We start from the raw sequence: 19,959 nt of genomic DNA, 5'->3' as shown, positions 1-19,959 counted from the left end.
CAAAACTCCTTGGGGTTTAATTAAAGTATAATAAACCTTGCATTCTACCTAAAGGTGTGTTAATCTAAAATTAAGCAGGAGTTTTCATGTCCCTAGAAGTTTTGCGCTCCAAGTTGCAACACCCAAGAGACCTATCCCCCCGCTATGGCGTGGTGGTAAAAATCTTGCCAAATATGGTTTTTGTGAGCGGGTTTTTGCCCTCTGTGGGGGATGTGGTGCAGGTGCAAAAGGCAGACGGGTCAGAGTGTCTAGGGATGGTCGTGGTTGTGGAAAAAGAGCAATTTGGCTTCACGCCTTTTTCCTTTGTGGAGGGGTGCAGAGTGGGCGATCGGGTGCTGTTTATGCGCGCAGGCTTAAGCTTTCCTGTGGGCGAGGGGCTCTTAGGGCGCGTGCTCGATCCTCTTGGCAACCCCTTAGATGGTTTGGGGTATGTTAGGGCTAGTGCCTATGCGCCCGTGATGGTTGCGCCCATCAAGCCCTTAGATCGGGGGATCATTGACGAGCCTTTTGGCGTGGGGGTCAAAAGCATTGACGGCTTGCTCACCTGCGGCAAGGGGCAAAAGTTAGGCATTTTTGCGGGCAGCGGGGTGGGTAAAAGCACTTTAATGGGGATGATCGTCAGAGGGTGCGAAGCGCAAATTAAGGTGATCGCCCTCATTGGGGAGAGGGGGCGGGAGATCCCTGAGTTTATCCACAAGAATTTACAAGGCAACTTAGACAACACCGTTTTAGTGGTCGCCACGAGCGATGACGCGCCTTTGATGCGCAAATACGGGGCGTTTTGTGCCATGAGCGTGGCCGAGTACTTTAAAAACCAAGGGCATGATGTGCTCTTTATGATGGACTCTGTAACGCGCTTTGCGATGGCACAAAGAGAGATCGGGTTAGCCCTAGGTGAGCCACCCACCAGCAAGGGCTACCCCCCTTCAAGCCTAACCCTCTTACCCCAGCTGATGGAGCGCGCGGGCAAGGAGCAAAACAAGGGGAGCATCACCGCCTTTTTCACCGTGCTTGTGGAGGGCGATGACTTGAGCGATCCGATTGCCGACCAAAGCCGCAGCATTTTAGACGGACACATCGTGCTTAGCCGAGAGCTCACCGACCATGGCATTTACCCGCCCATCAATATTTTAAACTCCGCTTCAAGGGTGAGTAAAGAGGTGAGCAGCCACGATCACATGCTCGCGGCCCGCAAATTCCGCAAACTTTATGCCATGCTTAAAGAAAACGAGGTACTGATTCGCATCGGTTCTTACCAACGGGGTTTTGATGAGGAATTAGACGAGGCGATGGATAAAAAAAGCGCCATGGATGCATTTTTAGCCCAAGAGGAGGAAGAGATCATCTCTAGCCAAGAGAGCGTGCAGATGTTGCAAGAAATTGTGCAAGCCCCTTAAAAGAGTCGAAAATGTCAACCTTGAAAGCCAAAATTCGGGAGTCTTTAAAGAAAATACCTTTAGGGCGCGCCTGTTATAAAGCACTGGCATGGGTTTACCACAACCGCTTTTTTTATCTAAACCCCCACTTAGAGCAATATGTCGACCAGCGTCTAAAGGCCTACGACTACAACGATTTATACGGCGATTTGGTCAAAACGCACCACAAAGAGTGTGAGCACTATGCACACTTAGCCGCGCCCCAAGAGGTGCAAGCCTTGCTAGAACAAAGGGGATTTAACGCCGCCTTTAAGGAGAAATTTAAAACCAGAAAACCCTTTGTGCTCTTTGCCGGCAACGATGAACACCAAGACAAGAGCGGGTTTATCCAAGATTTAGAAAAGCTGTGTGAAAAGCTGTATCTATTTACCAAAGCCGATGGGAGTTATGGGACTTTTCATTATGGTTACAAGAATGGTACTAATCGGTTTTACCACACTTGCGAGGCCAATTCTTACGCCAACACCACAAGGATTTTAGAGATTTTAGACGCCGCCCCCGCAACAGCCAAACCCGATTTACTCATCATCCAAGGCTGGGGGTGGAACTACACGCCTAGGGATTTATTGAGGCTCAAGCACCGCTACAAGGATTTAAAAATCTTAAATTTACAAATGGACGATCGCTTTGACTGGCATTTAAACAAGCCCATCGGCACACACGCCATTTTGCCTTTCATCGATTGCGCTTTAAGCACCGCTCCCGAACGGGTTAGGTGGATACTCCAAGAGGGCACGCCAGCCTTTTACATGCCCCTAGCCAGCAGTTTAGAGTTTTACTACCCTTTAGAGGGAGTCGAGCGCATTTATGACATTGGCTTTGTGGGTGCCAATGTGGGCGTTAGAGGGGAAATCATCAAAGCCCTAGAGCAAGAGGGGTTTAAGGTGAGAGCGTATGGCTATGGCTTTGGGGGGCGGCTGCCCTTAGAGGAAACAAATTTATTTTTTAACCAGTGTGAATTGGTCTTGGGCTGTGGGAGTGTAGGGGTGGGAGATTTTGTCAACATGAAACTTAGAGATTTTGACGCGCCCATGAGCGGGGCGGCTTACATCACCACGCACAACAAGGACTTAGAGCTGCTGTTTAGACCCGATAGTGTGATTTTTTACAAAGACATTAAAGACCTCATCCACAAAACCCGTCATTACTTGGCACATAAGGAAGAGCTGGTCAAGATTAGAGAAAACGCCTTTAAAGAGGCGAGTCAAAAACACACCTATGAAAAACGCCTCAAAGAAGTTTTTAAAGAATTGGGTTGCGCTTAAACTAAGAGGTCTTTAAAAAATCAGGGCACGCCCAGCTACATTCCAGCTACATTTATGGGAATTTTTACTAAAATCTAGTAACTTTGTCTAAAGGATCAACGCCCTGAATCCTCTACACGTCCCTATCGCAATGGCCTTTGACAAAAACTACTTGATCCCGGCAGCCGTGGCGATTTACTCTCTTTTGGAGTGCTTGCAAAAGAGCAAAGAAGGGGGCAAGAGTGCTGTCTACACCATCCACATTTTTTGGGCAAAATTGCAAGAGGAAGACATCGAAAAACTGAAAGACTTGGCAAAGCCTTATGCCGATTTTGTGAACCTAGATTTTATTGACATTGGGGGCTTTTTAGAGAAGTTTCATAACCCCTTTTCAGACGCGTTTTTAGCCCGTTTTTCTAAAATGGTGTTGATCAAATACATCTTGGTGGATTTCTTCCCACAATACGACAAAATCATTTGGACCGATGTCGATGTGGTGTTTTTGCAAGACCCGACTTTAGATTTTATCAAAATGGATGCAGCCCAACCTGTTTATTTATACGCGGTTTTTACCAGTGAAGAAGAGCACGCTCTAGAGGGGTTTTGGTTTTGTAATTTAGCCTACATGCGCGCACACAACTGGACACAAAAAGTCCTAGAGTGCATCCAAAAACGGCAGCGGCACTTAAATGAACCCGATTTGATCACCTTTGTTTGGCCAAATGAGATTGCCAGATTACCCCTAAAATATTGTGTCATGCCCGCTTTCTATGAGGGTAGGTGTTTAGACGCGATCCACCCCCTAGACGTGCCCCAGCTTCAAGAGAGCCTAGAAAATCCCATCATTTTGCACTATTGCGACTTCCACGGTGTACCTAAACCTTGGTACATGCCCTTTAGCGTGAAGTCTGGTTTATGGCTCACAACTCTATCCAAAACCCCCCTTTCTTGCGATTTTTTCCTAGATTGGGATGCTAGACAAGCTCAATTTACGCAAGAAATGGTGCATCAACACTACTTTTCTATAAAACACAGCACTTTGCATTTGTTGTTTAAAACCCCTTGCCGCTTTTTATGCGCCTACTACAAAGCGGTTAAACACCGGCTCTTTAGTAGGGGTGTCTTGGATTTAGCGCGCCGTGTGCGGTACAAAATACTGGGGGGGGGGGGGGGGGAGGAATTAACGCCCTAATCTCTACCATTCTGCCGAAAACAAGCCCAAGCCATTTAGCAAACTTAAAGGATAGCGTAGTATTATCATCTCTCTATGAGAAAACGACTTGAAGCCTTTAAACTCCCAGACCTACGCATAACCAAAGGATTTTAACCATGTCCCATCGGATTTATTTAGACAACAACGCCACAACCAAGGTCGATCCAAGAGTGCTGGAGCTGATGCAACCCTACTTTTGCGAGCACTACGGCAACCCCAATTCATTGCATAAATTCGGCACAGAAACCCACCCGATGATCACAGATGCCCTAGAAAAGCTCTATGCAGGCATCAACGCGCACGATGAGGACGACATCATCATCACTTCTTGCGCCACCGAGAGTAATAACTGGGTGCTAAAGGCGATCTATTTTGACGCTTTTTTGAAGAAAGGCAAAAACCACATCGTAACCACAGAGGTCGAGCACCCGGCCGTGCGCGCCACTTGCGAATTTTTAGAAAGTGTCGGGATGGAGGTGACTTATTTGCCCATCAGTGCGCAAGGCACCATCACCGCTAATCAGGTGAAAGAGGCAATCACAGACAGAACCGCTCTGGTTAGCGTGATGTGGGCTAACAACGAAACGGGGTTGATCTTTCCCATCGAGCAGATTGGGCAAATTTGCAAAGAAAGGGGCGTGTTGTTTCACAGCGATGGGGTGCAAGCGATCGGCAAAATCCCCGTGGATGTGCAACTAGCCCAAGTGGATTTGCTCTCCTTTTCGGCGCATAAATTCCACGGCCCTAAGGGCATTGGCGGGCTTTATATCCGCTCGGGTGTAGAGCTTACTCCACTAATGCACGGAGGCGAGCACATGCGCGGGCGGCGCAGCGGGACTTTAAATGTCCCCTACATCATTGGCATGGGCGAGGCGATGCGCCTAGCGGTGGAAAATTTAGACTATGAAAGGGAAGTTGTGGGGGGCTTAAGGGATCGCTTAGAGGACGCGCTTTTAGAGATAAAAGATGTCTTTGTGATCGGCGATCGGGTGCATAGAGTGCCTAACACAACTTTAGTGAGTGTCCGCGGGATCGAGGGCGAGGCGATGCTGTGGGATTTAAACCGCGCCAACATCGCCGCTTCTACGGGGAGTGCGTGCGCGAGCGAGGATTTAAAAGCCAACCCTGTGATGGTCGCCATCGGGGCAGATGTGGAGCTGGCCCACACGGCGATTAGATTGTCTTTGAGTCGTTTTAACACGGCAGAAGAGATCGAGCGCACCATTGAGGTTTTTAAAAAAGCGGTGAAACGCCTACGCAACATTTCAAGCTCTTACAGCCATTAAGGAGATTTAAAAATGGGAAAAAATAATTTACTAGGTGGGGCTTTGTGGGACGCTTACTCTAAAGAGGTGAGCAGACGCATGGACAACCCCACACATTTAGGGGTACTCACAGAAGAGGATGCCAAAGCCAAAGGGGCGAAACTCATTGTCGCCGACTATGGAGCGGAGGCGTGCGGGGATGCGGTGCGCCTTTATTGGCTCATCGACCCACAAACCGATCGAATTGTCGATGCGAAGTTTAAGAGCTTTGGGTGCGGGACGGCGATTGCTAGCTCTGACATGATGGTCGAGCTGTGTTTGGGTAAAAGGGTGCAAGAGGCGGTGAAGATCACAAATTTAGATGTAGAAAAAGGCCTAAGAGATCACCCCGATGTGCCCGCCGTGCCCGGGCAAAAAATGCACTGCTCCGTGATGGCTTATGATGTGATCAAGCAAGCTGCGGGGCAATATTTGGGCAAAAACCCCGAGGATTTTGAAGACGAAATCATCGTGTGCGAGTGCGCACGGGTGAGCCTTGGCACCATTAAAGAGGTGATTAGGCTCAACGACTTAAAAAGCGTGGAGGAGATCACCAACTACACCAAAGCGGGGGGTTTTTGCAAAAGTTGCGTACAACCCGGCGGGCACGAAGCTAGGGAGTACTACCTCGTGGATATTTTAAAAGAGGTGCGCGCGGAGATGGAGGCAGAGAAGCGCAAAGAAGTGGCGCAAAAATCTTTAGAGGGGAATTTGGCCTTTAGCGAAATGACCATGGTACAAAAGGTCAAGGCGATCGATAAAACCATCGACACCCACATCCGCCCTATGCTCATGATGGATGGGGGGAATTTGGAGGTCTTAGACATCAAAGAGGGCGGGGGGTTTGTGGATGTCTATATCCGCTACATGGGAGCGTGCGATGGGTGCGCGAGCGCAGCCACAGGGACACTCTTTGCGATCGAGGGGGTGTTGCAAGAGCAATTAGACGAAAATATCCGGGTGTTGCCCATTTAGCTAGGTTTGGGAGGGGTTAATGTTTGTTAATCTATGCTAGAATGGAGATTTACATTTTATTTTTAGAGGTGATCTCATGATGTATAAAAATCTTGTTTTGTTAGGTTCTTTGGCAGGCTTACTGATTTCAGGCTGTGCTATGGATGGCGGCAACACGAGCAACCCAAGCAGCGCAAAAACCCCCAACCAAAAAAGCCATGCAGTGGCGGTTAAGGGCGACACGATTTTAAATTTTAACTACCCCATCAACATCGCTCCAGAAGCCCCCAACCACCACATCGTGGGGATTTTAGCCCCCCACATCCAAGTTACAAACAATCTAGCCCCCTATATCGACCAGTTCCAAAACGCGTTGGTGGGGCAGATTAAAGAGATTTTCCAAAAACGCGGCTACAATGTGGAGCTTTTGAGCACTGAGCAAGCCCTAACCCCCGAGCAGAAACATAAAATGTGGTCCGTGCTGGACATGGGTGGCTGGATTGGAATCTTAGAAGACATCAAAATGGACACAAAAAACCCTGAAAAAGACAATGTCGATGTCTTGGTCGATCAAAGCTCGGGGTCGGTGTGGTTTAAATTCTTTGAGCCAGAAACCGGGCGCATCATCCACAACTTCGGCGTAGAAGTGGGGACTGCGCAGGCCACCACTCACCGCTACACTTACGAAACCACAAATTCCGGTGGGTTTGCTGGGCCCAAGGTGACAAGCCACACCGAGCTAGAAAAAAATAACGATGAGGCGATTCGCAAAATTTTAAACCAAATGTATCCCATGGTGATGAAAAAATTAGTCAAAGAGCTCACAGACACCAATATTAACCGTTACCGCCAAGCCATCGAGCAGATTAAAAAATAGCCAACCCCTGCCCTATCCACTGTGGGTAACCTCTTAAAAGAAAGGATGGATTGATTGGATGGTTGTCGATAGATTAAGTGTTTCCCAAAAGCTCTATGGAGGGTTTGCCATTGTCATCATGTTAATGGTTGTGGTGGCTTGTGTGGGGGCGATCAGAGTACACAAAATCAACGATATTTTAACAGAGCTCACCGATTACAATGCCGTAAAACAACGCTACGCCATCAACATGCGCGGCAGTGTACACGACCGCTCCATTGCTGTAAGAGACGCGATTTTAGCCCAAAACACCACTTATTATAAAACGCAAGCAGATTTGATCCACAAACTCGATGAAGATTACGCCAAAAATAAAGATGCGATGGTGCGCCTGTTTGCGCGCATCCCTGACCGTGTCAATGACCATGAGAGAGAATTGGTGGCAAATATGCACGCCATTGAGACGCGCGCTATGCCCAAAATCAAAGAGGCTTTAACCCTAGCCTTAAAAGACGAACACGCCGCGGCCAAAGTTTTACAAAATGGATTAGCTGCGGACTTCACAAAGTGGCTTGCCGCCGTCAATGCCTTCATCGACTATGAAGAATATCTAAACCAACGCCTAACCCCCAAAGCGCGCAGCATCGCCAGCCACTTTAGCTTTTTAATGTTTGTGCTCACTTTAGTGATGACGGGGGCGGGCTTTGGGATCGCCTTTTTGATCGCCTACAACATTAAAGGTTCTTTAGGGGCTGAACCTGTGCAAATCTACAAAGTGATCGCCACGATCGCAAAGGGGGATTTATCCAAAGAGGTACAAACCCGCTTTAAACACAGCGCCCTAGGTGCCATTTGTGAAATGCAAAGCTCTATGGTGCATATCATCCGCCAAATCAACCAGTCTTCAGAGGAGATTTCCAAAAAGTCTTTGCTGGTTTCGGATTTGTCAAAGGTTTCACAGGACAACGCCAATAAACAAGAGGACATGACCGCCCAGCTCATCGCCAGCATGCAAGAAATCCAAGACAGCATCCAAGATGTGGAGGCGATTGTAGAGCAAACAGAGGCCAATTCCATGCAAAGCGTGGATCTTAGCAAACAGGGCAAGGAGGCGATGGAGAACATGGCCACTGGCATGGCTAGGATCACAAGTGGAGTGGAGGACTCGGCCATCCAAATCCAATCCCTTGATCAACACGCCCAAAGCATCGGGCACAGCACGGAGCTTATCCAAGGCATTGCCGATCAAACAAATTTATTGGCCCTAAACGCTGCCATTGAGGCGGCTAGGGCGGGCGAGCATGGGAGGGGCTTTGCGGTGGTGGCTGATGAGATTCGCAAATTAGCCGAACACACGGGCAAGGCCACACAAGAGATCGATCACATCATCCAATTAATCCAAGAGGAAACTAAAAAATCCGTAGCCAGCATGGAGAATATGGTGACAGAGGTGCGCAAAAACCAAGAGCATGTGAGCAAGGCCGTAGAGGCGCTAGAAACGATCTACAACAAGGCAACAAATTCCTTAGAGGACACCAAAAAGGTCGTGGCGCATTCACACAACCAGCATGTCCAAATCGAGGGAATCGCCGAGAAAGTGAATCAAATTGCCCAAATGGCCTCTGAAGTGTCTAAATCCATGACAAGCAACACCCAAGAGATCGGCGCGCTAGAATCCACCGCCCAGAATTTGCAAAAAATTGTCCATAATTTCACGCTTTAGGTTCAGCGTGGGACGCTTTATGCTATAATCAAATTCTTATTTTGAAAGGAGTTCTTATGAAAATTCTTGTGATTCAAGGGCCTAATTTAAACATGCTAGGCCACAGAGACCCTAGACTCTATGGCCCTGTAACTTTGGAGCAAATCCACGAAAACATGGAAAATTTTGCCAAACAAAACGACTTAGAGTTAGAGTTTTTTCAAAGCAATTTTGAGGGTGAGATCATCGATAAAATCCAAGAGTGCGTGGGCAGCGATGTAGAGGGGATCATCATCAACCCCGGGGCGTTCTCCCACACTTCTATTGCCATTGCCGATGCGATCATGCTCGCTGACATGCCCGTGATTGAGGTACATTTAACCAACATTTTTGCCCGCGAGGAGTTCCGCAAAGTGTCCCACACCGGTGCCGTGAGTGCGGGCGTGGTGACTGGCTTTGGGGCGTTTGGCTACCATGTCGCCATGATCGCGATGATGCAGATTTTGGCAGAAATAAAAGCGATTAAAGAGAGTCAAGCCAACCAACAAATCGAAGCGAAAGAGTGATCTTGGCGCATTTCACCACCGATGAAAACGCCCAATACTTCGCTTGTGGTTATAGTTGCGACCATGCCATTTTTTTAGAGCTTGGGGGAGAGGCGTTTTTCATCACCGATGCCCGCTACACTTTGGAGGCGCGCACGGCCATTCAAAACGCCGAGGTGATCGAGGCTAGCGATTTGTGGCAAGCGCTGATAGAAAAAATCTCTAGCGGGCTTAAAGAGATTCACTTTGACCCCGCCCAGCTGAGTGTGCAGGCTTACGAGCGTTTGCGAAAGGCTTTGCCTGACTTAAAGCTCATAGGCGAGTTAGACTACCACCGCAAGCAAAGGATGGTTAAAACTCCTAAGCAAATCGCGCTGATACAAAAAGCGCAAGAGCTCAATAGAGGGGCTTACAAAGCCTTTGCTCAGTATTTACACACGGCACACACACCCAGCGAACATTTTTTGCAATTTAAAGTCAAGGAATTTTTAACCCACAGCGGGGAGTTTGACTTGAGTTTTGAGCCCATCGTGGCAATCAACGCCAACGCGGCTAAACCCCACGCTTTGCCCTCCAAAGACCCCTTAAAAGTGGGGGATTTGCTCTTAGTGGATGTGGGCTTAAAATATGAGAGGTATTGCGCCGATCGCACCCGCACGGCCCGATTTGGCGAGGGCTTTAGTTTCTCAAAAGATCAAAGCTTTGAAGACAAGGAATTGCAAAAAATTTACGATGTGGTGCGCAAGGCCCAAGAATACACCATCACAAATTTAAGGGCGGGCATGACAGGCCAAGAGATCGACAGTCTAGCTAGAGGCGTGATTGAAAAGGCCGGCTATGGGGCTTACTTCGCCCACAGCACGGGGCATGGCATCGGTTTAGACATCCACGAATTGCCCTTCATCTCCCAAAGAAGCCAAACCATCATAGAGGAGGGCATGGTATTTTCTGTGGAGCCGGGAATTTACATTCCGGGCAAATATGGGGTGCGCATTGAGGATTTGGTGGCCGTGCAAGACTCAAGGGCTGTTGTGTTGTGAGGGGTTTATGCAGACTGTGGTGTATTCTCCCTTCTACCCTAGAAAATGTAAGCGGGCTTTGCGCCTGAAAAATAGCGTTGTGTGGGGTATTGGGAGCAATGAGGGGACTTCTGGGGCGATTTTAGAAAGGCTGTGGCGTTGGCTGGCGAACAATCGCATGTTTTCTTGCCTGCACTCCTCGCCCCTTTACATCAATCCACCCTTTGGTTACACGGCGCAAAACGACTTTTACAACGCCACGCTCATTTTTACGACCCGCTGGAGTTTAAACCAGCTTTTAGGGCTTTTGTGTTACTTGGAGTGCCGCTATGGGCGCGACAGACAAAGAGCCTTTAAAAACGCACCAAGGACTTTAGACATAGACATGATTTTTTACAACCGCGTGGTCTATAAACAAGCCCATTTGAGTTTGCCCCACCCTAAATGGGCAAAACGCCCCTCTGTAACTTTGCCCTTATTTTTACAGGCCTTGGCCTGGAGGCAAGTGTGAAGCTCTACACTTACAGCGGAGAGACCACAGCCGAGGCTTTAAAGCTCGCCCAAAGCGAACACGGGCACAACGCTTTAGTGGTGAAAGCCAAAGAAATTCGCAAGAAAACTTTAACCGAGCCCGGGCTTTATGAAGTGGTGGTAGCGGTGGATCAAGAGGGCCCGCCCAAAACCAACAACATGCAAGAAAGACTAGACAATGTCCGCCAACCCCCGCCCAAGCCTAAACCCGATGAGGGCGTGCAAGTGGATTTGTCCGAGGCCATTAGAGAAATGCGCAAACTGGCTGGTGTGGATCAAAACGCCCCAATCAAGCCTGCCACGCTCAACGCCTCTAAAGAGCTCACTAAAATCGCCCAAGACAGCCTAAGAGACGCGCAAAAGCAACAACCCGAAATCCCAAAAGAGAAAGAAAGGGATAAAAACGAGGGCGCGGCTTTGCACTCTTTAAAGGGAGAGCTTAGTAAAATCAACGACAACTTAAAGTTGATCCAAAACATGGTGTGGAGCGAGGAGAAAGAGCAGGGGCTACTCATCCCCCACGAGTTTGCCGAAATCTATCGACTCGCCAAAAACAGCGGCATGCATAAAGCCCACCTTGATGAAATCATGCGCTTGAGTTTGGAGCTGATGCCCGTAAAAATGCGTGAAAACTCCGTCACGGTGAAGCGTTACTTTAGAGAAGTTTTGCGTAAAATGATTTACTGCCGGCACGAGGGGCTGGATTTAAATTGTAAAAAGATTGTCATGCTAGTCGGGCCTACGGGGGTGGGCAAGACCACAACTTTAGCCAAGTTGGCCGCCCGTTACTCTAAAATGCTGGATAAAAAATACAAGGTGGGGATTTTAACTTTAGACACCTACCGCATCGGGGCGGTGGAGCAACTCGTGTGGTACGCCAAGAAAATGAAGATCAGCATTGAAACGGTGATGGACGCGCAAGACTTCAATAAGGAGATGCAAGCCTTGGAGTATTGCGATGTGGTGCTCATCGACACCACGGGGCACTCCCAACACGACAGCAAAAAAATTGAAAATTTAAAGAAATTTATAGAAAATGGGTATAAAATTGACACCGCTTTGGTGTTGTCTTTGACCACCAAATACGAGGATTTAACAGACATTTATAACGCCTTCAGCCCTTTAGAGATCGACAGTTTGATCTTCACAAAATTAGACGAAAGCCGAGGGTTTGGAAACTTGTTTTCTTTAGTCTATGAGAGCAAAAAGCCTATCAGCTACCTCTCCATTGGTCAAGAAGTACCTATGGACTTGCTCGTAGCCAGCAACGATTATTTGGTCGATTGCATGCTCGATGGATTCACGCACCCGGGTAGGAAACAGACATGAAGCAAAACCAAGCCAGCGGTTTAGAACACATCATGGAACCCCAAAGCATTTTTAACAAAAGGGGCAAGACGAAGTTTGTGGCCGTAACCTCGGGCAAGGGGGGTGTGGGCAAAAGCACGATCAGCGCAAATTTGGCTTACAGCTTGTTTAAAAGTGGCTACAAGGTGGGGATTTTAGACGCAGACATTGGGCTGGCAAATTTAGACATCATCTTTGGCATCAAGACCACGAAAAATATTTTGCACGCCCTGCGTGGCGAGGTGCATTTTAGCGATGTGATCTACCCGCTTGAAGAGGGCTTTTACTTAGTGCCCGGGGATAGCGGGGAGGAGATTTTTAAGTATGTGAGCCAAGACATCCTAGATAGCTTTGTGGATGAAACAAAAATACTAGATGACTTGGATTATATGATCATTGACACGGGGGCGGGCATTGGCGAATTTACGCAAGCTTTTTTAAGGGCAAGCGATTCGGTCGTGGTGATCACCACCTCCGATCCGGCCGCCATCACCGATGCTTACACCACGATTAAGGTCAACTCCAAAACTAAGGACGATGTCTTTGTCTTGGTGAATATGGTCGATTCGGCGGAAAAAGGGTTGCAAATCTTTGGGGGGATTCAGCGAGTGGCTAAAGAGAACATCCCCCACATGACCTTAAACTATCTAGGCAATATCCAAAACAGCAACGCCGTGAGACGCTCCATCAAAGATCGCAAATTGCTTTGCAAGAGCGAGCCTTTTAACGCCTTTTCGTTTTCTATGAATCAAATTGTCAAAATCTTAACCCTAAAACTTGAGCAAGGCGTGGTGGAAATGCCTAGAGATAATTTTATCGGGTTTTTTAAACGCTTGCTTAAGTATCTGTGAGGTGATGCATGAAACTAGATAACTTTGTCAATTTTTCCATTGTGGGCGGGTTTTTCATCGGGCTGATTTTGTCCTTGTTGAAATTCGATCAAGCTGAGTACATTTTATTCGGCACTTTGGTTTCCACCGTGGGCTTTTATTTAATCATCTTGCTCTTTGCTTCGGTGTATATGGGCTTTATTTATCCGCGCAAGAGATTTTTAAACAAGGCGGATTTAGAGCGCAAATTGATGTACTTTAGCAAGGAGTTTGTGCAACGAGAAAAAGAGATGGAAGACTTGTTAAACTATGTCCGCAGTTACGAGTTTAACGAGGGTTAGAATTTGAGCGCAACGCCTTATTTAGATCAAATCCAAAACTCCCAAGACGAGTTGGCGATTCAATATCTCCCGGCCGTGCGTTCGATGGCGTTTCGTTTGAAAGAGCGCCTGCCTAGCTCTGTGGATTTTAACGATTTGGTTTCAGTGGGCACAGAAGAACTCATCAAGCTCTCTAGACGCTACGATGTGGCGTTAAACGACTCGTTTTGGGGCTATGCCAAAACCCGTGTCAATGGGGCGATGTTGGATTATTTGCGCTCTTTAGATGTGGTCTCGCGCTCTTCAAGAAAGCTCATTAAAAACATCGATCATGAGATTTCTAAGTATTACAACGAGCACGGGCAAGAGCCCGATGATGTCTATTTGGCAGAAGTGTTAAACGAGGACATCGCCAAAATCAGGGACGCTAAGGCGGCTTCAGACATTTACGCCCATGTGCCCATGGACGAGCAGTTTAACGCCATTGAGCAGGACAACATCACTAAAAAGCTAGAGTTTGAAGAGTTGTTAAGTGCGATCCAAGCCACGCTTAAAACCATGAGCGATCGCGAACAGCTTTTGATCCAACTCTATTTTTTTGAAGAGTTGAATTTGAGCGAGATTCGCGAGATTTTAGGCATCACCGAGTCGCGCATTTCGCAAATCATCAAAGAGGTGATCAAAAAGGTACGCAAATCTCTAGGAGAGAGCCATGGCTGATATTTTAAGTCAAGAAGAGATCGATGCCCTTTTAGAGGTGGTCGATGAGGGCGATGATGTCAATACCCTGCAAAAACACGAAATCATCCCCCAAAAACAAATCACCCTTTACGACTTCAAACGCCCAAATCGGGTGAGTAAGGAACAGCTGCGTTCTTTTAGAAGTATCCACGACAAAATGGCAAGAAGCCTTTCTAGCCAAGTGTCGGCGATCATGCGCTCCATTGTAGAGATTCAGCTACACAGCGTGGATCAAATGACTTATGGGGAGTTTTTAATGAGCTTGCCTAGCCCCACAAGCTTTAATGTCTTTTCGATGAAACCCGTGGGGGGCAATGGGGTTTTAGAGGTCAATCCTAGCATTGTCTTTCCGATGATCGATAGATTATTGGGGGGCAAGGGCAGCTCTTACGAGCAAATGCGCGAATTTAGCGACATTGAGTTAAACCTCCTAGACACCATTTTAAAACAAGTCATGCAAATTCTAAAAGAGATTTGGACCCCTGTTACCGAGTTTTACCCCACGATTGACGCTAAAGAATCGAGCGCAAATGTGGTGCAAATCGTGGCGCAAAATGAGATCGTGATCATGGTTGTGATGGAGATTGTGATCGGGCATTCTCGGGGGATGATGAACTTGTGCTACCCGGTGATCTCCATTGAGGGCATCCTCTCTAAAATGGGCAACCGCGATGTGATGCTTACAGAGACCAGCTCTAAAAAAAGCCGCAATAAAGAGTTGCAGGCCTTAGTGGGGGGGGCAAGCGTGGATGTGTCGGCGTTTTTAGGCGGGGTGCAACTCACTTTAAAAGAAGTGCTGGATTTGGTCGTAGGCGACACGATCCGCTTAAACAAAGTGGCAAACGATGTGGTGGTGGTGAATATAGATAAGAAAGAACGCTATTTGGCCACTGTGGGCTATAAGGGTTATCGCAAAACCATCCAAATTAAAGAAGTGATCCAAACCGAAAAAGACAAAGTCAAAGAAATCCTAGAAGTGCTGGAAAACCAAAGAAAAATCAAAATCGGCAACATTAAGGAGGAAGAAGAGTGATCAACGATTTTCTAAAACTTTTTGTACAAGAATTCACCACAACGATTAATGGTTTGTTGGGTAAAGCCCCTCAAGTGGAATTAAAAAACGAAATCTCTGTAGGGGATTTTATTTTCATCGAGCATGCCTCGGTAACCATCCATGTAACCCCTAACTCAAACTTAACGATCACCCTAGCCATCCCCGTGCCGATGGCAACAGCTTTGGCGGATTTAATGGTGGGCGGGGAGGGGGCTTCTAAGCAAACTTTAGAGCCCGATGATTTGGACGCGATTAAAGAGATCGGGGCAAATGTCTTTGGGGCTCTTAGCACCGCTTTAAAAGCCCAAGAAACCTTGCCAAAACTAGGCTTTGAAACAGAGGGGGCGGTCTTTGCTAACGATGCATCTTCACTCGACCCTTACAGCGATGGCTTTGAATTTGGTTTTAAACTGGACGCTTTGGAGTCGAGCTTTTTTATTTTCTGTGGGGGGGTGTTTATCGAACTCTTTAACAAAAAAGAAGTGGTTCAAAATATTTCCAAAGGCCGTCCCGCCCCCGCAGCACCCAGTATCCCGGTCGTGCAAAGGACAGAGCGCGCCGATGGCGATCACTCCCTAGAGCAACTAGAGATTCGCAACATCAACATGCTCTTGGACATCAAGCTCAATGTCAAGGTGCGAATCGGGCAAAAAAAGATGATTTTAAAAGATGTCGTGTCTATGGACATCGGCAGCGTGGTGGAGCTCAACCAAATGGTCAATGACCCCCTAGAGATTTTAGTGGATGATAAAGTGATCGCTAAGGGGGAAGTGGTGATCGTGGATGGCAACTTTGGCATCCAAATCACCGACATCGGCAGTAAAAAAGAACGCCTAGAGCAACTTAAAAACAGCTAGCTACTTTTGACGAGGTCTTGCAACCATTGCTTGACCTTGCCATAACACACTTCAAACACATTTTTATAAGGTTCGCTCTCATAGCCAAAGCTTTCGTGCAGTTGCGTCAAAAGGGCTCTTTGTTTCTCGCTCAGTTTCTCGGGATAGAGGATTTTGATTACGGCAACTAAATTGCCATATCTGCCCGTGTGGATGTCTCTGATGCCCTCGTTTTTAAACACAAATTGCGCTCGATCCTTCGTGTTTGGCGGGATTTGCAACTCTAACTCTTTTTTCAAAGAAGGCACCATGATTTTAGAGCCCAGCGGAATTGAAGTGAAAAACACGGGCACTTCAATGTAAATATTGCACCCATCGCGCAAGAAATGCTCGTCATGCCCTACGATCGCCTCTAAATACAAATCCCCCCTCAAGCCCTTTTGGTATTCATTGCCCCGATTAGACACCCTAATGCGGTTTTTATTGTCAATGCCCTCGGGCACATCGAGCTCAAAAGTTTCTTGTTGCAAGGTAGAGCCTTCACCTTTACAAGTGGGGCATTTATCCACGGCCACCTGCCCGCTGCCCTGACATTTAGCACAAGTACTCGCCAAAGTCATAAAGCCTTGTTGCACGAAAGTTTGCCCCCGCCCTTGGCACGCCTTGCACGCCTGCATTTTATTGTCCTTGGCTCCGCTGCCTTGACAATCAGGGCAAAGGGCTTTAAAGTCGAGCTTCACGCTTTTTTTACAACCAAAAACGGCTTCTTTAAAGCTCAATTCTAAAGGTACAAGCAAATCTTTAGGGATTTTGCTCTGTGGGCGTTTGCTAAAACCAAAGGCGTTAGAAAAGAGCGAATCTTCTCCAAAAAGGTCGGCAAAAATGTCGCTCAAGTCGTTAAAGCCCCCCATACCCCGCCCCTCTAGGCCCTCTTTGCCATAGCGATCGTAGATTTGGCGTTTTTGATCGTCGCTTAAAATCCCGTAAGCCTCACTGATTTGCTTAAATTTCTCTTCGGCTTCGGGGTTATCGGGGTTGTAATCGGGGTGGTATTTGCGGGCAAGTTGCTTAAAAGCCTTTTTAATGGCTTCCTTGCTCGCGCCCTTTTCTACGCCCAAGAGTTCGTAATAATCCACTAAAACACCTCATTGCTTGGTTTAAAAGGGGCTATTTTACCCTAAAATCTTTGAAAACCCCCAAAAGGGGCGGTATTTAAGCGTGGTAATTGGGGGCTTCCTTGGTAATATCCACATCATGCACATGCGACTCCTTAAGCCCTGCTGCGGTGATCTCTACAAACTGGGCATTAGCCGTGAGCGTGGGGATGTCTGGCGCGCCCAAATAGCCCATTGACGAGCGCAGTCCCCCCACAAGCTGGTAAAGGATGTCTGCGATTTTGCCCCGATAAGGCACCCGCCCCTCAATGCCCTCTGGCACGAGCTTTTCAGAAGCCAAGCCCTCTTGAAAGTAGCGATCCGAGCTGCCCCTAGTCATCGCCCCAATGCTGCCCATGCCCCGATAACTCTTATATTGCCTGCCCTGATGAATCAAGGTGTCCCCGGGGGATTCTTCTGTGCCGGCGATCAAAGAGCCCACCATCACGCAAGTGGCCCCCACCGCTAGAGCCTTGGCGACATCGCCAGAGTATTTAATCCCCCCATCGGCGATTAAGGGGATATTGTGCTTTTTAGACTCTTGGTAGCAATTGTCTATGGCGCTGATTTGGGGCATGCCCACCCCGGCCACGATGCGAGTCGTGCAAATGCTGCCCGGCCCGATCCCCACTTTCACGCCATCAGCCCCTGCACTGATCAAATCTTTTGTGGCTTGCGCGGTCACGACATTGCCCACGACCACATCGATGTCTAACTCTTTTTTAATGGCCTCTAGGGTTTTAAGGACATTGAGCGAATGCCCATGCGCGCTATCTAGCACCAACACATCGACTCCCGCCTTAGCCAAAGCCCTAGCCCTATCGAGCTGATTAACCCCTATGGCTGCGCCCACCCTTAAGCGCCCTAGACGATCTTTGTTTGCCTGCGGGTATTCAATGCGCTTTTGGATGTCCTTAATGGTGATGAGGCCCTTTAGGGTGTTGTTGGCATCGACTAGGGGAAGCTTTTCGATCCTGTGCTGGTGCATGATGGCTTGCGCTTCTTCTAGGCTCACCCCCACATGGGCGGTCACTAGGTTTTCTTTTGTCATCACCTCCCCCACGCGGCGACTCAAATCCAACTCGAAACGCAAATCTCTATTGGTGAGAATCCCTATGAGCTTGTTTTGCTCATCCACCACCGGCACGCCTGAAATCTTGTAATTGTCTGTAATTTCCTTAGCCTCCTCTAGGCTCGCTTCAGTGTGGATATAAACCGGATCGTGGATGATCCCGCTCTCGCTCTTTTTGACCTTTAAAATCTGCTTGACTTGGGTTTGTGTGTCCATATTTTTATGGATAATGCCGATGCCTCCAAGCCGCGCCATCGCAATGGCGGTTTGGTACTCAGTCACCGTGTCCATCGCCGCGCTCACAAAGGGGATATTCAAAGAAATACGGGTACTGAGTTTAGAGGCCACGCTGACATCTTTAGGCAAAACTTCAGAGAAAGCAGGCAAAAGCAAGACATCTTCAAAAGTGAGGGCTTTTTGGACTAATTGCATGCAACACCTCTAAAAGTGAGGTTCAACGCGCCCTCAAGCCCCAAAGCAATGTCTAGGATTTTTTGCTCCTCAAAAGCGGGGGCGACCAATTGCAAGCCTATGGGCAAGCCCTCCTCACTTTTAGCCACAGGCAAGGATATGGCCGGCAGACCGGCTAAATTCACCCCCACAGTGTAGATGTCGCTTAAATACATTTCTAAAGGCGTGGCATGCGCGTTAAATTGGGGCGCAACAGAGGGGGCTACGGGGGCCAACAATGCATCGACTTCTTTAAAAATTTGGGCGTATTGTTGGCGGATAAAATCCCTAGCCTTTTGCGCCTTTTGGTAATAGGCTTCGTAGTAGCCACTGCTTAAGACAAAGTTACCCAGCATGATGCGCCTTTTGACCTCAGCCCCAAACCCTTGGGTGCGGCTTTTGGTATAGACCTCTTTAAGGTTGTGTGCCTGTGCCCTGCGCCCATAGCGCACCCCATCAAAGCGGGCCAAATTAGAGCAAGCCTCGGCCGTGCTGATGATGTAATAAGCCGCCGTGTCAAACTTGCCATTTGCCATTTGCTGGGGGACAATCTCATGCCCCATCTCTTCTAGCAGCTTTATGGTGTCAAAGTAAGCTTTCTGTACGCAAGGGTCGGCATCGTCCAAATAGTCTTCTAGGACCCCGATTTTAAAGCGTTTGTTGGGGTCTAAATTTTTAAAGGTCAAAAGGGCTTCTTGCTGTGCGCTCGTGGAGTCCTTGGGGTCGTGTCCGCTGATCGCATCTAATAACAAGGCGCAATCGGCGACATTTTGCGTGATGGGCCCGATTTGATCCAAACTAGAGCTGTAGGCCACAAGCCCATAGCGACTCACCCGTCCATAAGTGGGCTTGAGCCCCACACACCCGCAAAAGCTTGCCGGCTGGCGGATGGATCCGCCCGTATCGCTGCCAAGGGCTGCGATGGCTAACCCCCCCGCCACAGCACTCGCACACCCGCCTGAGCTGCCCCCCGCTACACGGCTTAAATCTCTGGGGTTTTTCACAGGCCCGTAAAAACTCGACTCGCTGGTGCTGCCCATAGCAAACTCGTCCATGTTTGCCACGCCAAAGGCGCACATGCCCTTTTGGTGCAGGTTTTCCACCACGCTGGCGTTGTAGGGCGCAATGTAGCCTTGTAAAATGCGACTCGCACAAGTGATTTCCCACCCTTTCACATTGATGTTGTCCTTAATGAGGATAGGCACGCCCGCCCTGCTTGCGCCCTCGTTTTGGGGCGGGCGGATGTAGGCGTTTAAGTTGCTTTGCTCGACTTTTTGAGCGATTTGGGCTTTCAGCTCTTCTAACTCTGGGTTTGACAAATCCATGGCCTGCCTGAGTGTTAGCATTGACT

General features: G+C 48.3%; 19 protein-coding genes. 16 read left to right on the top strand and 3 right to left on the bottom strand.

Features of this window, described 5'->3' with window-relative positions; translation table 11 throughout:
* Positions 1-86 precede the first annotated feature (86 nt).
* The 16 genes from fliI to fliY all read left to right on the top strand — a co-directional run bounded on the left by fliI (position 87) and on the right by fliY (position 15,953).
* Positions 87-1,397 carry a flagellar protein export ATPase FliI gene (gene fliI / locus HAL07_RS05640; RefSeq protein ID WP_053945419.1) on the top strand — a complete coding sequence of 437 codons (1,311 nt, stop codon included), beginning with the start codon at positions 87-89 and terminating at the stop codon, positions 1,395-1,397.
* A gap of 11 nt (positions 1,398-1,408) precedes the next feature.
* On the top strand, positions 1,409-2,701 hold the full coding sequence (locus HAL07_RS05635) for a glycosyltransferase family protein (RefSeq protein WP_082355892.1): 1,293 nt from the start codon (positions 1,409-1,411) through the stop codon (positions 2,699-2,701).
* Between the two features lie 130 nt (positions 2,702-2,831).
* Positions 2,832-3,872 (top strand): glycosyltransferase family 8 protein, encoded by a 1,041-nt coding sequence (locus HAL07_RS05630; RefSeq protein ID WP_053945418.1) that lies wholly within the window; start codon positions 2,832-2,834, stop codon positions 3,870-3,872.
* A 137-nt stretch (positions 3,873-4,009) separates the two neighbouring features.
* Positions 4,010-5,179: a NifS family cysteine desulfurase gene (locus HAL07_RS05625; protein WP_053945417.1), complete on the top strand. Its 1,170-nt coding sequence runs from the start codon at positions 4,010-4,012 to the stop codon at positions 5,177-5,179.
* Between the two features lie 12 nt (positions 5,180-5,191).
* On the top strand, positions 5,192-6,172 hold the full coding sequence (locus tag HAL07_RS05620) for an iron-sulfur cluster assembly scaffold protein NifU (RefSeq protein WP_053945416.1): 981 nt from the start codon (positions 5,192-5,194) through the stop codon (positions 6,170-6,172).
* Between the two features lie 79 nt (positions 6,173-6,251).
* A complete protein-coding gene (locus HAL07_RS05615; protein ID WP_082346402.1) occupies positions 6,252-7,028 on the top strand; it encodes an HpaA family protein in 777 nt (258 codons plus the stop codon).
* Positions 7,029-7,086: 58 nt separating this feature from the next.
* Positions 7,087-8,730 carry a methyl-accepting chemotaxis protein gene (locus HAL07_RS05610; protein ID WP_053945415.1) on the top strand — a complete coding sequence of 548 codons (1,644 nt, stop codon included), beginning with the start codon at positions 7,087-7,089 and terminating at the stop codon, positions 8,728-8,730.
* Between the two features lie 56 nt (positions 8,731-8,786).
* Positions 8,787-9,275: a type II 3-dehydroquinate dehydratase gene (aroQ, locus tag HAL07_RS05605; protein WP_053941270.1), complete on the top strand. Its 489-nt coding sequence runs from the start codon at positions 8,787-8,789 to the stop codon at positions 9,273-9,275.
* Positions 9,272-10,294, top strand: coding sequence for a M24 family metallopeptidase (locus HAL07_RS05600; protein WP_053945414.1), 1,023 nt, complete (start codon positions 9,272-9,274; stop codon positions 10,292-10,294). The genes aroQ and HAL07_RS05600 overlap by 4 nt, the downstream gene beginning before the upstream one ends.
* A 7-nt stretch (positions 10,295-10,301) precedes the next feature.
* Positions 10,302-10,784, top strand: a complete 483-nt coding sequence (folK, locus tag HAL07_RS05595) for a 2-amino-4-hydroxy-6-hydroxymethyldihydropteridine diphosphokinase (RefSeq protein ID WP_053941272.1) — start codon at positions 10,302-10,304, stop codon at positions 10,782-10,784.
* A complete protein-coding gene (gene flhF, locus HAL07_RS05590) occupies positions 10,781-12,133 on the top strand; it encodes a flagellar biosynthesis GTPase FlhF (protein ID WP_053945413.1) in 1,353 nt (450 codons plus the stop codon). The genes folK and flhF overlap by 4 nt, the downstream gene beginning before the upstream one ends.
* On the top strand, positions 12,130-13,002 hold the full coding sequence (locus tag HAL07_RS05585; protein WP_053945412.1) for a P-loop NTPase: 873 nt from the start codon (positions 12,130-12,132) through the stop codon (positions 13,000-13,002). The genes flhF and HAL07_RS05585 overlap by 4 nt, the downstream gene beginning before the upstream one ends.
* 8 nt (positions 13,003-13,010) lie before the next feature.
* Positions 13,011-13,322, top strand: a complete 312-nt coding sequence (locus HAL07_RS05580; RefSeq protein WP_053941275.1) for a hypothetical protein — start codon at positions 13,011-13,013, stop codon at positions 13,320-13,322.
* A 3-nt stretch (positions 13,323-13,325) separates the two neighbouring features.
* Positions 13,326-14,021, top strand: coding sequence for an RNA polymerase sigma factor FliA (locus HAL07_RS05575; RefSeq protein ID WP_053941276.1), 696 nt, complete (start codon positions 13,326-13,328; stop codon positions 14,019-14,021).
* Entirely contained in the window at positions 14,014-15,075 is a 1,062-nt protein-coding gene (gene fliM / locus HAL07_RS05570) for a flagellar motor switch protein FliM (protein ID WP_053941277.1), read from the top strand. The genes HAL07_RS05575 and fliM overlap by 8 nt, the downstream gene beginning before the upstream one ends.
* Entirely contained in the window at positions 15,075-15,953 is an 879-nt protein-coding gene (fliY, locus tag HAL07_RS05565) for a flagellar motor switch protein FliY (RefSeq protein ID WP_199766973.1), read from the top strand. The genes fliM and fliY overlap by 1 nt, the downstream gene beginning before the upstream one ends.
* On the opposite strand, the gene dnaJ is transcribed toward fliY, so the two are convergent.
* The 3 genes from dnaJ to gatA form a co-directional block, all read right to left on the bottom strand.
* Positions 15,950-17,068, bottom strand: coding sequence for a molecular chaperone DnaJ (dnaJ, locus tag HAL07_RS05560; RefSeq protein WP_053941279.1), 1,119 nt, complete (start codon positions 17,066-17,068; stop codon positions 15,950-15,952). The genes fliY and dnaJ overlap by 4 nt on opposite strands.
* A gap of 76 nt (positions 17,069-17,144) precedes the next feature.
* Positions 17,145-18,590, bottom strand: a complete 1,446-nt coding sequence (gene guaB, locus HAL07_RS05555) for an IMP dehydrogenase (RefSeq protein WP_053945410.1) — start codon at positions 18,588-18,590, stop codon at positions 17,145-17,147.
* Positions 18,581-19,954: an Asp-tRNA(Asn)/Glu-tRNA(Gln) amidotransferase subunit GatA gene (gene gatA / locus HAL07_RS05550; protein ID WP_053945409.1), complete on the bottom strand. Its 1,374-nt coding sequence runs from the start codon at positions 19,952-19,954 to the stop codon at positions 18,581-18,583. Before gatA ends, guaB begins: the two co-directional genes overlap by 10 nt.
* Positions 19,955-19,959: the final 5 nt, after the last annotated feature.

It is taken from the genome of Helicobacter ailurogastricus (assembly GCF_001282945.1).
In the GTDB taxonomy this organism is placed as follows: domain Bacteria; phylum Campylobacterota; class Campylobacteria; order Campylobacterales; family Helicobacteraceae; genus Helicobacter; species Helicobacter ailurogastricus.
The sequence above is the reverse complement of the archived record's forward strand: the minus strand, read 5'-3'. Positions and strand labels throughout refer to the sequence as shown.

Excerpts from the sequence above, each read along its gene's own strand:
- fliI (WP_053945419.1), top strand. The coding sequence starts at position 87 with ATGTCCCTAGAAGTTTTGCGCTCCAAGTTGCAACACCCAAGAGACCTA.
- HAL07_RS05635 (WP_082355892.1), top strand. The coding sequence starts at position 1,409 with ATGTCAACCTTGAAAGCCAAAATTCGGGAGTCTTTAAAGAAAATACCT.
- HAL07_RS05630 (WP_053945418.1), top strand. The coding sequence starts at position 2,832 with ATGGCCTTTGACAAAAACTACTTGATCCCGGCAGCCGTGGCGATTTAC.
- HAL07_RS05625 (WP_053945417.1), top strand. The coding sequence starts at position 4,010 with ATGTCCCATCGGATTTATTTAGACAACAACGCCACAACCAAGGTCGAT.
- HAL07_RS05620 (WP_053945416.1), top strand. The coding sequence starts at position 5,192 with ATGGGAAAAAATAATTTACTAGGTGGGGCTTTGTGGGACGCTTACTCT.
- HAL07_RS05615 (WP_082346402.1), top strand. The coding sequence starts at position 6,252 with ATGTATAAAAATCTTGTTTTGTTAGGTTCTTTGGCAGGCTTACTGATT.
- HAL07_RS05610 (WP_053945415.1), top strand. The coding sequence starts at position 7,087 with ATGGTTGTCGATAGATTAAGTGTTTCCCAAAAGCTCTATGGAGGGTTT.
- aroQ (WP_053941270.1), top strand. The coding sequence starts at position 8,787 with ATGAAAATTCTTGTGATTCAAGGGCCTAATTTAAACATGCTAGGCCAC.
- folK (WP_053941272.1), top strand. The coding sequence starts at position 10,302 with ATGCAGACTGTGGTGTATTCTCCCTTCTACCCTAGAAAATGTAAGCGG.
- HAL07_RS05585 (WP_053945412.1), top strand. The coding sequence starts at position 12,130 with ATGAAGCAAAACCAAGCCAGCGGTTTAGAACACATCATGGAACCCCAA.
- HAL07_RS05580 (WP_053941275.1), top strand. The coding sequence starts at position 13,011 with ATGAAACTAGATAACTTTGTCAATTTTTCCATTGTGGGCGGGTTTTTC.
- fliM (WP_053941277.1), top strand. The coding sequence starts at position 14,014 with ATGGCTGATATTTTAAGTCAAGAAGAGATCGATGCCCTTTTAGAGGTG.
- guaB (WP_053945410.1), bottom strand. The coding sequence starts at position 18,590 with ATGCAATTAGTCCAAAAAGCCCTCACTTTTGAAGATGTCTTGCTTTTG.
- gatA (WP_053945409.1), bottom strand. The coding sequence starts at position 19,954 with ATGCTAACACTCAGGCAGGCCATGGATTTGTCAAACCCAGAGTTAGAA.